The following is a 12513-nucleotide window of genomic DNA, read 5'->3' as shown; positions in this document are numbered from 1 at the left end:
TCCTAGCCGGCCGGGTATGCGACGGACTTGATCTCGGTGTACTGCTCGAATCCGGCGGTGCCGTTCTGGCGCCCGACACCGCTGTTCTTGTAGCCGCCGAACGGGGTGTCCGCGCCGTACCCCGCGGTGCCGTTGAGCCCGATGAACCCGGCGCGCAACCGGCGGGCGACGGCGAGCGAGCGGTCCAGCGAGCCGGACATCACATTGCCGGCGAGTCCGTACGGGCTGTCGTTGGCAATACGGACGGCGTCGTCTTCATCCTCGTAGGGAATGACCACGAGGACCGGGCCGAAGATCTCCTCCTGCGCGATCGTCATCGAGTTGTCCACATCGGTAAAAAGGGTTGGGTTGACCCAGAATCCCTTGGCATACAGCCCAGATGCCGTCGGCGCCTGCGTACTGCCGACGAGCATCGTGGCGCCTTCGTCGACTCCTTTGGCGATGTAGCCCAGGATGCGTGCCTGCTGTTTGGCCGAGATGACGGGACCGCAGAGGGTTCCGGGGTCTTGCGGATCACCAGGGGTGATGTTCTCGTAGATGGCTTTCAGGATCGCGACGCCCTCGTCGTAGCGGGAGCGCGGCAACAGCATTCGAGTGGGAGCAGCGCAGCCCTGCCCGGCGTGCAGCAACGGGCCGATACCGATTAAACATGCGGAATTGAACGCTGTGTCATCCAAGTCCTCCAAGACAATCGTCGCCGATTTCCCGCCGAGTTCGAGGAACAGCCGCTTCATGGTTGCGGCACCCTTTTCCATGATCCTCTTGCCCACGGCCGTGGAGCCGGTGAACGAGATCATGTCGACCTTCGGTGACAGGGTGAGCGCTTCGCCGACGAGGTGGTCCGACGCTGTCACGACATTCACCACACCCGCGGGGATATCGGTGTTCTCGGCGATGAGCCGGCCGAGTCGGGTGGCATTGAACGGCGTGTCGGGCGCCGGTTTGAGCACCACGGTGTTGCCGGTCGCCAGCGCCTGCCCCAGCTTGTTGATCGCGACCTCGAACGGGAAGTTCCACGGCACGATGGCACCGACCACGCCGACCGGCTCGTGCCACACCTTTCGGGTGGTGTTCACGCCGGTGACCGAGACCACCGTGTCACCGAGATCGGTTTCCCACGGGAATGTTTCGATCAACCGGGCCGGGTACCTGAGTCCGTCGGCGAGGGGCGCGTCGAGTTGCGGTCCGTGCGTGACGGCGCGCGGTGCACCGACTTCGCGGATGAGCTCCTCGCGCAGCTCCTCGACCTCACGTTCGATGGCCTCGTGCAGTTGTTCGAGGCAGCGGCTGCGGAGTTGATGATCGGTGGACCAGTCGGTCTCGTCGAACGACCGGCGGGCGGCGTCGATGGCCCGGTTCATGTCGGCCTTCGACGCGTCCGACACCTCTCCCAGGACCTCTTCGTTCGCCGGGTTGATGTTGGTGAACGTGCCGTCCTGACCGTCGACGAGCTTGCCGTCGAGCAGCATTCTCGATTCGAAGTCAGTCACGGCCCGCACCTTCCCCTCGGAGTGCGCCGAACCGCGGGATTCCCATCATCAGCCGGGTCATCTGGTGCAAACCCGCCGCGGGCAGGAAACGGTTGGCGATCAACAACATTCGTGCGTCGGGGCCGACAGCGGTCTTGACGAAGGGTTTCGGGCTGTCGAGGGCTTTGGCCAGACCCGCGGCGAACTTTGCGGGGGGCCGGGCCGCGCGCTTCATCATGGCCCGCCCCCGCTTGTCCATCGTGCGGTGGTGGCGGGCATAGGGCCCGTCGAGGTCGCGGACGTCCGTCGTGCCCGCGTCGGTGATGATCTCCGTGTCGTAGGTACCGGTGACCAGAATCGTGACGCCGATCCCGAACGGCCCGACCTCACCGGCCATCGACTCCCCCCACCGTTCCAGCGCCCCTTTGACCGCCGAATATGGTGCGGTGGCCGGCATTCCACGAACCCCGGCAGCGCTGGAGATCAGCACGATGCGGCCCCGTCCGGCGTCTCGCATCGACGGCAGCAACGCCCTGGTGAGCGCCACCGGTCCGAAGACGTTGGTCGCGAACATTCGCTCCCACAGGTCCGGAGGTGTCTCCTCGACCATTCCGGCCGCCGAGATCCCGGCGTTGTGAACCACCGCATGCGGTGCCCCGAGGGTTTCGGTAACAGCCTTGGCCGCCGCGGCGATCGAAGCAGCGTCGGTGAGGTCGAGCTGGATGCCGATCAGCCGGTCGTCATCGTTCCCTGCGCCCGTCGCCTCCCGCAGCAGTGTCATTCCGCGATCCGGCGAGCGCATCGCAGCCACCACGCGCCACCCCTCGCGATAAAGGTGCGTGGCCGAAGCGAAGCCGAGCCCGCGGGACGCACCCGTGATGAGGACTGTGCGCTCAGTCATGCTGGTTCCCCGTTGCGCACCGATCGCTCTTCGAACCCAGCTCGACGTCGAGGTTGCGGGACGGTCCCTGCTGCCAGGTGGACCACTTGCCCACCGAGTACGGCCCCTCGGCACCGTTCGCCCGGTAGTAGCCCTGGGGGTCATAGATCTTGGCCTCGGGATATGGCCACGGGCAGGCGACCGAGGTGGCGAGTCCGCTGGCCTTGATCGCCCAGAACCAGCCACCGTAGGCGAAGTACGACACGTTGATGATCGCGAACATCACCAGGAACGTGCCGAGTACGGGCTTCGTCGGGAAGAGCCTCGCCTTCGCAGCGAGCTTCTCGGCCACCGACTTTCCCGTGTCGTCGCGATAAACGAGGATCGCCGCCGGGATCATCACGAACGTCACCGAGAGCGATTCCCAGATGAGTGGGAACTGAAAGGTGCTGCCACCGAACATCGTTCCGAACGGAATCGCCTGCGAGTAGATGTAGAGTCCGGTCCGCACCAGGCTGACTTCCAGTATGGCGTCGAAGATGAACCCGATGACCAGCACCAGGGCGCCCAGGCTGACCAGCGGGTGTCGGGTGACGAAGGCCTCTGGACCGTGTTTGGCCTGCAGCTTGCGAAGAATCCAGATCGCCGGGAAGTACGGTCCGAAATAGAACAATACGTAGCCGAACACGATGAACGGTTCCACCGTCGGCGACATCATGATCAGGTACCAGTTCTCTGGCCAGTGCAGCAGCATCGGGTTGTATACCGCGTACGGCGACCAGTTCATGATCGGGTCCTGCCAGACGATCAGCGTCGTGCACAGCACCATCAGCAGTACCGGACTGCCGGGGTTTTTCCGCCAGCAGGCAACGAACATGACGGTGAACGCCACGACGATGATCACGGCACCCACCTGCGGGATGATCTGCCAGTGGTCGAACGCGGTCAGGAACGCGACGGGACGTGGCCGCCCCTCGACGTTCGGGTTGGCCACCCGCGAGTCGACGTCCGTCCGCCCGACCGCGACGAACAGGCCGAGAAAGCCGAGCCAGGCGAGCAGCGCCACCACCCGGCCCCAGTTCGGCCCTTTGCGCGGCGGCTTGACCTGTGTGTCAGGCGGTAGGGATTCCCTGGTAGTCATGTCATTCCGCCCCGAACCGGTCGACGAGGTGCGAGTTGATGCCGTCGGCATCGAGGGTCCGCGCGACCAGATATCCCGGCCCCATCCATGCGCGTCGCGTCCACTTCCCCAGGGACACCCGGGTTCCCGGCGCGCCGGACGCCGCGGGCATCATCTTCACGCGCTCGAGCGCTTCTTTGACCCCGCGCGGGCTCAACGGATGCGCGTCGGTGAAGGCGCGCACCAGCGTGGCCGCTACGTCGTGGTTGACCACCGACACGCAGTACTCGGGGCGACTCCCGTTGTACCGCTTCGCATACCGATCCAACCAGGCCTGTCCGACGGTGTTTCCCTCGTCGTACTGGTCGACCCCGACCCAGCCCAGAAACGCGCTCCACATGATCGGGTTGACCCATGCGTTCTGGAACGCGGTGGTGGTGAAACGGGGCGGGTCCCAGTTGACGGCCTCGAGCGCGGGGTTGATGAAGACGATGCCGAAACCGAAACCGAGATGCACGATCGCCTCGGCCTTCGCCTCGTGCAGCGTGCTCACCGCGGCGTTGATGTCCTGGGCAGTCTGTGCGATCGCGGCTTCCGCGACGATACGAATACCCTTGCGCGCACATGCAGTTCGCAGATTATTCAAATAGCTGTCACCGATGAGGTTCTGCTCGACCAGGACGCCGATCTCGGTCAGGCCCCGCTTGGAGACCAAATCCGCCAGGAAGATGGGTTCGTCGGTCATCGACCCCTGGGGGAAGGCGAATGTCCACTCGCCGAGCCAGTCGTCGGTGCCCGTAACGCTGATCGCCGGCACCTTGAAGCGGTCCTCGATCGCTTCGCGCAGTGGCACGCAGTTGTCGGTGATGTTCGGCCCGAACACCACCAGGCAACCCTCGTCGACAAGCTCACCGAAGGCGTCGATCACTGCCTTGACCGATCCCTTCGGCAGCCCTTCCACCTCGCGGTAGATCATCTGCACCGGGCGATCCATCAGGCCCTGCTCAACTGCCTCCTCGAACACCAGCTCAAACGTCTGGGTGAACGAGGCCATCAGTTCTTCCGGGAAACCCGGCGGCAAGGTGAAATCCATCAAATAGCCGACTTTGATGGGCTGCGCAGTGCTCTCGTACGACATCTGACCTCCATGTTTCGGCGCTCATCGCACAGGCGCCGTGGGCAGACCTAATATTTGTTCAGACACTAATGGCGGCCGGGCACACCGTCAATCACGTGATGCGGATCCACCCAGGTAGACGTCGATCAACTCGTGCAGACCGCGACCCACCGCAACGTCATCGGTGAGCGGCCCCGCGATCGCCACCCTGGCCGCCACCGCGACCGGCAGGCCTTCGGCGATGAGCCGTCCCGCTGCGATCAGCACCCGGGTCGACGCGACCTCACGCAGGCCTCCGGTCTCCAGGCGCCGGATCGCCTGGCCGAACCGCACCAACTCGACAGCCGTGGCATGATCCACGCCCGCTTCGTGAGCGATGATCCCCTCTTCGACATCGGGATCCGGAAAACCGAACTCGATGGCCACCATCCGCTGGCGCGTCGAGTCCTTCAGGTCTTTGAGCACACTCTGGTAGCCCGGGTTGTAGGACATGACGAGACCGAATCCCGGTGCCGCATCGAGCGTGATGCCGAGACGTTCGATCGGCAACTGGCGCCGGTAGTCGGACAGTGGGTGCAGCACCACCGTGGTGTCCTGCCGAGCTTCGACCACCTCGTCCAGGTAGCAGATCGCACCTTCCCGCACGGCGCGGGTCAGCGGCCCGTCCATCCACACCGTCTCGTCGCCGCGTAGCAGATACCGACCCACAAGGTCGGCGGTGGTGAGGTCGTCGTGGCAGGAGACGGTGATCAACGGCCGGCCGAGGTCGTGGGCCATCGCCTCGACGAAGCGCGTCTTACCGCACCCCGTCGGCCCCTTCAAGACCAGCGAAAGGCCCTGGCGGTACGCCGCCTTGAACACGATCTCCTCGTTGCCGACCGGTCGGTAGTAGGGACGTGCACTCAGAGCCTGCGAACTGGCGCCGTTCTGGTGAGCGAGCCCGGACTCGTTGGCCATCAACACACCTTTCGCCGTAGCCGCAACGCTGCGGTACGGAAGTGAGCCTATCGTGGAACAGATGTTTGTTTCAATCATTCTTCAGAACGCGGCTGCTCATATCCGGTCAGCCCCAATGAGATTCTGGGACTTGATATCACGACACTCGGCGACGAACCTCGCCGGAACGAATCGCGGAGCGGAACACTGGCCCGATCACGCCGGCGAGCTGATCGGGACTTGCGATGGTGGCGTGAGCGGCACTCCCGAACACCCGACGCAACGACTCCACGTCGGTGCTGGCACCGATGGTCAGGCACACGCAACCGGTCCCCCGACGCCGAGCCTCGGTCAAAGCGCGTCGGGCGTCGGCAGCACCGTAGCCGCGCTCGTAACCATGGTCGTAGGCCAGTCCGTCGGACAGCACGACCAGTAGCCGCCGCGAGGTGCCACCACGCTCCTCCAAGACCGCCGAACCGTGCCGGATCGCCGCTCCGAGACGCGAATACGCGCCCGGCTCAAGGCTGTTCAGCCGCCGGAACACCTGTGCATCCAGGTGGTCGTCGAACCGTTTCACCGGAACCATCGTCACCGCCGACCGACCCTGGGAGTAGTAGGCGTACAGCGACACCCGGTCACCCAGGTCGTGAAGCGCCACCATCAGATGGGCCACTGCCGTCCGCTGTTGCTGATGCACCGTGCGCCCGACGGTGCCCGGCTCAGCGGCTGAACCGGAGATATCCAACAGCAACAGCACCGACAGGTCCCGCCGGCGGCGCAGACTGTCCAGGTAGACGGCCTCGTCGGGCACCGATCCGGCCCGGACTTCGACCCGGGCCTCCAGCGCGGCGTCGATGTCGATGTCGTCGCCCTGCGGTTGCCGATGACGCCGATGCAGTCCCATGCCAAGACGTGCCAGGGGGCGCCGCACGCTGATCGCGTCCTCGATCTGCTGGGTCGCGTGCGGCTTGATCTGCGGGTCAGCCTCGCGGACGGTGCACCAGGCGGGTCGATAGACCCGGCGTTCGGCGTTCCATTCCGGATACTTCACCCCGTCGGTCTTGACGTCGACGATTTCCTCCGACGACACCGTGGCGAGCGAGGAGACCGCGTGCGCCCCGCGTTTCGTCGAGTTGGTTCGGTGCGTCGGCGAATCGGCACCGGGCGGCCCCCCACTGCTGCCACCCGTCTTGCGGGACGACGACAAGAGCTTCTTGAGCCATTTTCCGATGGCCCCACCCCCGCCGATCGGGCTGGAGAACAGATCGGGGTCATCAGAGTCGTCGACGTCGTCTTCATCGAGTTCCTCGAGCTCCTGCTTCTCATCGCGCCGCGGCACATGTGCCACCGACCGCTCATCTACAGGCTTGGCCGCTGCGCACGCCGCCAGGACCTTCCTGGCCTGGATCACACCGAATCCCGTCGGCGGATCGGGTAGCGCACCCTTGCCGCTCGCCATCGCCAGGGACGCTGCTGGTGAATCGCTGCCCTCGCAGACCCTCGGGTCCGCGAGGGCGCCAAGGGAATTCGGCAGGAGTGCGCGGTTGACCAACAGCGCGCGTTGTCCCTCGACGGCCAGATAGCGGCCGGCCAACCGCCGATGACGGACCAGGGCTCCGAGCACATCAGGGTCCAGGCTGCCTGCCGCGATCAGCGATGCCTGCACCGCCACCGATTCGAGCTGCGTACGCGTGGACGCCGACGGATCGACGAACACGGTCTTGCCATCGGTCCACGGCGTGGCACCCGGGGCGGCCGCCGTCACCGCAACCGGACGAGCTGCCAGGGCGGACGCCAGCATGCCCAGCCCGGCGAACCGGCCGTCGTCGTCACCGCCACCGGGCACTTTCCACCTCCGCACCCTGTTGACCAAATATCTGTTCCACCGTAGAGTTCGGGCCGACCGGAGTCAATCAACCGACCCGGAACATCAACTGGCAAGGGCTACAAAGTGATCGACTTCGACGACCAGGTCGCCGTGGTGACCGGTGCCGGCCGCGGACTCGGCCGGATATACGCCCTCGAGCTGGCACGGCGCGGCGCCACCGTGGTGGTCAACGACCTGGGCGGGTCCATGTCCGGCGACGGTTCGGACGTCGCGGTGGCCGATCAGGTTGTCGACGAAATCGTCGGCTCCGGCGGTACCGCGGTGGCGTCCTACGATTCGGTCGGCAGTCCCGAAGGTGGCGAGGCGATCGTGCGCACCGCCATCGATCAGTTCGGTCGGCTCGACGCGGTGATCAGCAACGCGGGCATCTTCAACAGCATCCCGTTCGACGAGCTCTCCCCCGAAGACTGGCGTCGCATGCTGCGAGTGCACCTCGACGGCGGCTTCTACCTGTCCCAGCCTGCGTTCCGGGTCATGAAGAACCAGGGCTACGGCCGGTTCGTGTTCATCGCCTCGTCGGCAGGGATGTTCGGCCAGCACCTCGAAGCCCATTACGCTGCAGCCAAGGCCGGCCTGGTCGGCCTCGCCAATGTGATCGCGCTCGAGGGCGCGCCGCACGGAATCCTGGCCAACACCGTACTGCCGTTCGGCATCTCGAGGATGGTCACCGAGACCCTCGGCGATCCGAAAGCGCTTGAGGGCAACGACTTCTTCAAGGCGATCCGGCCTGAGCTGGTGGCACCCTTGGTGGTGTACCTGGCCAGCCGTGACTGCGAGTTCAGTCATCAGAACTTCTCTGCCTGCGCCGGACGGTTCGCCCAGGTGTTCGTCGGGCTGGGTGAGGGCTGGCTGGCACCCACCGACAGCAACCCGACCGCTGACGATGTCGCCGCTCATCTGTCGGAAGTGGCTGCGACAGAGCCGTTCACAGTGCCGGGGTCGATCTACGACGAGGTATTCGCGGTTACCGAGCGGCTCGGCGTCACCGGGTGAGTCCGGCGACAGCGTTGCCGTCGGCACGTTCGGCGCAAGGCCCGCAACCCGGCCGTGCCGGGTCTACCGGCGTCTTTGGCTTCACGGGATCCCCGGCGCACAAGCGCTGTTCTGGTAGCCTCTAACCAAATATTGGGTCGGAAACCCAAATCGTATGACGGGAGCCAGCAATCATCGTGGAGCCGCTGTGGGCCGTCCCCAGGTAACCCCTGGGGAGCGCAAGACGCTCAAGCGCACCCCAGGTCGCGCAACCGAACCCGGCACCGTAGCGGAGGATCGTACGCGCCGGACCGAGATCCTCGAGACCGCCGCCACGTTGATCGCCACGTCGGGCCTGCGCACATCGCTGCAGGAGATCGCGGACGCGGCAGGCATTCTGCCGGGCAGCCTGTACCACCATTTCGAATCCAAAGAAGCAATCCTGGTGGAACTGCTCGAGCGGTATCACGAGGACCTCGACCGCATCGCCGAGCACGCCCAGCGCCGGTTGGACGGCCCCGATCCGGCGTCGCCGTTCGACCGGATCGCCGAGCTCGGCTCGGATATCGCGCGATGCGCCGTCGCACATCGTGCCGCTCTTCAGATGTCGTTCTACGAGAGCCCGAGTTCCAACCCCGACCTCGTCGCCCTGGCACAGCGCCGCCCGACGGCCACGCTGGATGCCATGCAGCAGACGCTGCGAGCCGCCCGATGGGCCGGCTACCTGCGCTCGGATATCGATCTGGCCGTTCTGGCCGACCGGATCTGCCAGACCATGCTGCAGGTCGGCCTCGACGTCATGCGCCACAATGCCGCACCGGAGAAGGTCGCCACCCTGCTATGCCGGATTCTGTTGGAAGGCTTGTCCACCGGCCGGCCTACCGACACCGAACTCGACAGGTCGGTCCCGTTCATCGCGGCCGACGCCGTGGTGCGGACCTGGATCGAGGAGGCCGCCTCCGAGGCCGATGACAAGACCGCCCATATCCGTGCGGTAGCGCGGGCGGAGTTCGGCCGGCGGGGCTATGAGGGCACGACCGTGCGCGACATCGCCTCGGCCGCAGGCATGGGTACCGGCACCGTGTACCGGCTGATCGGGTCGAAGGACGAACTGCTGGCGGCGATCATGCAGTCCTTCGGGGAGAAGATCGCCGTGGGCTGGACCGAAGTCCTCGGATCCGAGGGCACCACGATCGAAAAGCTCGACGCGCTGAGCTGGATTCACACCAACGCGCTGGACCAGTTCGGAGACGAGTTCAGGATCCAGCTCGCATGGATGCGCCAGTCCCCGCCGGACACCCCCAACCCCGGCTGGTTGTTCACGCAGCGCGTCAAACAGGTCAAGTCACTGCTCGCCGCAGGGATCAGGGCCGGCGAGATCAGCATCGACAGTCCGTCGAACGAGATGCTGGCGCGGTCGGTGATCTGTGTGGGCTGGATCCCCGAAAACATCCTGCGGCAGTTGGATACCCGGGCAGCGCAGATCCACGTGCGGGATACGAGCCTGCGCGGTGTCGTCGCGCGCTAGACACCGACCTCCCTAGCTCGAGCAGACGTGAATGTACCCGGAATCAACAGTTTTCGGGTGCCTAAGCGTCTGCTCGGCCCAGGAGGCTAGTCGAAAGCGTATCGCGGCAACGTATTCGGGATGTCGAGTGAGTTCAACAAGCCTGCGGGTGCGTCCACGACGTAGGGAATCGCATTGACCACCCGCATCGCGGTGGCCGCGCCGACCTCGCATTGTCACGCCAGAGTGGCTGTCGAGCTCGACAGCCACTCTGGCGTGACGCTGGGGTCCAAAGCCACTCAGCGCCGGGGCAACCCCAGCACCTGGGTGGCGATGATGTTGCGCTGGATCTCCGAGGTCCCACCGGCGATCGTGCCGCCGAAGCTTCTGGCGTAGCGCTCGAACCAGCTGGCGAAGTAGTGGTCGAGGTTCATGTGCGCGTACGGACCGGAGGTGGTCGGGTGGATCAACCCGTCGGGACCGGCCGCGGTCAGCGCGTTCTCGAACGCGTTGCGCTCGGCTTCGGATCCGAACAGCTTGAGCACCGACACCGAGGCGGTGTCGGCTTCGCCGCGTGAAGCCTTGGCCAGCGCCGCAGATCCCATGGCGCGCAAGGCCTGATAGTCCATGATCGTGGTGGCGTACTGGTCGCGCTCCAGCTCGGTCTTCGGCTGGAAGTCGGCCAGCATGTTGTCGATCCGGTCGGCGAAGCCGAGCCACATCATCGTGCGCTCGTGACCCAGCGATCCGTTGGCCACACCCCAGCCGCCGTTGAGCGTGCCGACCAGGTTCTCGGCCGGTACCCGGGCGTCGGTGAAGAACACCTCGTTGAAGTCGAGGTTCTCCTCACCGGTCATGTCGGCGAACGGCCGGCACACCACACCGGGGGTGTCGGTCGGGATGATCAGCACGCTGATTCCCTTGTGCTTCGGTGCGTCCGGGTCGGTGCGCACGAAGGTCAGCAGGAAGTCGGCGTCGTGGGCGCCCGAAGTCCACACCTTCTGTCCGTTGACGACGAAATGATCACCATCGAGGACGGCACGCGTGCGCAACGAGGCGAGGTCGGAACCCGCGCTCGGCTCGCTCATACCGAGTGAGGCGGTCTTCTCACCGCGCAACACCGGCACCGCCCAGCGGTGCTTCTGCTCATCGGAGCCGAACGTAAGTAGTGATGCCGCAATGATGTTGACGCCCTGCGGATTGAAGCTGTGGTAAATCCGGCGTCGGCACAGCTCATCGAGGTGGACGAAGGTCTGTACCACGGTGGCGTTGCGCCCGCCGAACTCCGGTGGCTGAGCCGGCAGCAGCCAGCCGTTGTCGAAGAGCAGCCGCTGCCAGTCGCGGGCCCACTGCGGCATGTGCGAGACCGAACGGGGCCGCTCCAGCGTGTCGGCCTCCGACGGCAGGTTCGCATCGAGGAACGCGGAGAACTCGGCGCGAAACTCCTCGACGTCGGAATCGTATGTCAGCTGCATTTACAGTCCCCTGTAGGTCGTGCGGTACTCAGCGGCAATGACGGCTCGGTGCTCGGCAGCGCCGCCCAGGAGAAGCTCGCCGGCCTTGGCCCGCTTGAGCGCAAACTGCACGTCGTTCTCCCACGTGAAGCCCATCCCACCGAACAACTGCACACCGTGGCGGAACACCACGGTCTGGCACTCTCCTGCCGCCGCCTTGGCCATCCTCGCCGCCAGTCGGCGCCGCGGATCGTCGGCGGCGATGGTCAGTGCGGCGAAATACGAAAGCGCACGGGCTCTTTCGATGGCAACGTGCATGTCGACGGCCTTGTGCTGCACGGCCTGGAACGAGCCGATCGCCACGCCGAACTGCTGACGCTGCTTCACATGGTCGAGCACGAGGTCCAGCGCCCGCTGGCAGGCACCGACCATGGTGATGGCCATACCGGTCAATGCGAGATGGTGTGCCTTCTCGGTGTCGACTGGACTCTTCTCGCTCCTCGCGTGCGCGGTCACCCGGTCCGTGTCATCGACATGCACGTTGTCGAATGACACCTCGGCGACGTGCAACACCGGATCGAACACCGCGCTGCGCTTGGCGGAAACCTTGCCCGCATCGACCAGGAACACACCACCGTCGGTCACCACGGCCAGGTTCTGTGCCCGGTCGCCGTCGAGGACGTGGTGGGCGGTTCCGGCCAGCACCCAGCCGGTGGCGTCCCGGTTGGCCGTCACACCGCTGTACACCGCGGTCCCGGCCTTGGCCGGATCGAACCGGTCGCCCGCCAGCGGCGCGTACTGGGTCATGGTCGCCAGGTACGGCGTCAGATCCGTGGCCCGGCCGAGTTCTTCGAGCACGATGGCCAGTTCCACCGCATTCTCCGATTCGGTGAGCTCAGTCCAGCCCTGGTCGATATAGCTCTGCCAGAGCGGTGTCGGGTCGACACCCTGCTCGGCCACTTCACGGACCAGCGTGGCCGGGCATTGTTTGGTCACCGCATCGCGCACGGTTTCCTGCCATAGCCGCTGATCGGCATCGAATTCGAGTAGCACCCGCCGCCTCCTGCCGCACTTTCACGTCCGGGAGGAGAATAGCATTCTCTTTCTAAGGCGACTCCTTCTCCTCCAGCAAGTACCGGTTCTCCATGCCAGTGCGCTGTACGGATCACC

At 65.4% G+C, this 12513-nt stretch carries 10 protein-coding genes and 1 pseudogene; 2 read left to right on the top strand and 9 right to left on the bottom strand.

Annotation, left to right across the window (positions count from 1 at the left end):
• Positions 1 to 2 precede the first annotated feature (2 nt).
• From E0T84_RS25645 to E0T84_RS25620, 6 genes are all read right to left on the bottom strand, one after another.
• Positions 3 to 1469, bottom strand: coding sequence for an aldehyde dehydrogenase family protein (locus E0T84_RS25645; protein WP_138745907.1), 1467 nt, complete (start codon positions 1467 to 1469; stop codon positions 3 to 5).
• 13 nt (positions 1470 to 1482) lie between these two features.
• Positions 1483 to 2370, bottom strand: a complete 888-nt coding sequence (locus E0T84_RS25640; protein ID WP_138745896.1) for an SDR family oxidoreductase — start codon at positions 2368 to 2370, stop codon at positions 1483 to 1485.
• On the bottom strand, positions 2363 to 3490 hold the full coding sequence (locus E0T84_RS25635; RefSeq protein WP_138745895.1) for a spirocyclase AveC family protein: 1128 nt from the start codon (positions 3488 to 3490) through the stop codon (positions 2363 to 2365). Before E0T84_RS25635 ends, E0T84_RS25640 begins: the two co-directional genes overlap by 8 nt.
• Before the next feature lies 1 nt (position 3491).
• A complete protein-coding gene (locus E0T84_RS25630) occupies positions 3492 to 4607 on the bottom strand; it encodes an ABC transporter substrate-binding protein (RefSeq protein ID WP_070945074.1) in 1116 nt (371 codons plus the stop codon).
• 87 nt (positions 4608 to 4694) lie between these two features.
• Positions 4695 to 5543 (bottom strand): CbbQ/NirQ/NorQ/GpvN family protein, encoded by an 849-nt coding sequence (locus tag E0T84_RS25625; protein WP_070945170.1) that lies wholly within the window; start codon positions 5541 to 5543, stop codon positions 4695 to 4697.
• A gap of 136 nt (positions 5544 to 5679) precedes the next feature.
• Positions 5680 to 7323 carry a nitric oxide reductase activation protein NorD gene (locus E0T84_RS25620; protein WP_138745906.1) on the bottom strand — a complete coding sequence of 548 codons (1644 nt, stop codon included), beginning with the start codon at positions 7321 to 7323 and terminating at the stop codon, positions 5680 to 5682.
• 150 nt (positions 7324 to 7473) lie between these two features.
• Between E0T84_RS25620 and E0T84_RS25615 the strand changes: the two genes are divergently transcribed.
• Positions 7474 to 8403 (top strand): SDR family NAD(P)-dependent oxidoreductase, encoded by a 930-nt coding sequence (locus tag E0T84_RS25615; protein WP_138745894.1) that lies wholly within the window; start codon positions 7474 to 7476, stop codon positions 8401 to 8403.
• A 187-nt stretch (positions 8404 to 8590) separates the two neighbouring features.
• Positions 8591 to 9910 (top strand): TetR/AcrR family transcriptional regulator, encoded by a 1320-nt coding sequence (locus tag E0T84_RS25610; protein ID WP_070945077.1) that lies wholly within the window; start codon positions 8591 to 8593, stop codon positions 9908 to 9910.
• A gap of 86 nt (positions 9911 to 9996) precedes the next feature.
• On the opposite strand, the pseudogene E0T84_RS32455 reads toward E0T84_RS25610, so the two are convergent.
• From E0T84_RS32455 to E0T84_RS25595, 3 genes and pseudogenes are all read right to left on the bottom strand, one after another.
• A pseudogene (locus E0T84_RS32455) lies at positions 9997 to 10110 on the bottom strand (dihydrodipicolinate reductase); the annotation flags it as partial.
• A 78-nt stretch (positions 10111 to 10188) separates the two neighbouring features.
• A complete protein-coding gene (locus E0T84_RS25600) occupies positions 10189 to 11364 on the bottom strand; it encodes an acyl-CoA dehydrogenase family protein (protein WP_138745893.1) in 1176 nt (391 codons plus the stop codon).
• Positions 11365 to 12396 carry an acyl-CoA dehydrogenase family protein gene (locus E0T84_RS25595; RefSeq protein WP_070945079.1) on the bottom strand — a complete coding sequence of 344 codons (1032 nt, stop codon included), beginning with the start codon at positions 12394 to 12396 and terminating at the stop codon, positions 11365 to 11367. It lies immediately after the preceding gene.
• Positions 12397 to 12513 lie beyond the last annotated feature (117 nt).

Source organism: Mycobacterium sp. DBP42, from assembly GCF_005924235.1.
GTDB lineage: Bacteria > Actinomycetota > Actinomycetes > Mycobacteriales > Mycobacteriaceae > Mycobacterium > Mycobacterium syngnathidarum.
The sequence above is the reverse complement of the archived record's forward strand: the minus strand, read 5'-3'. Positions and strand labels throughout refer to the sequence as shown.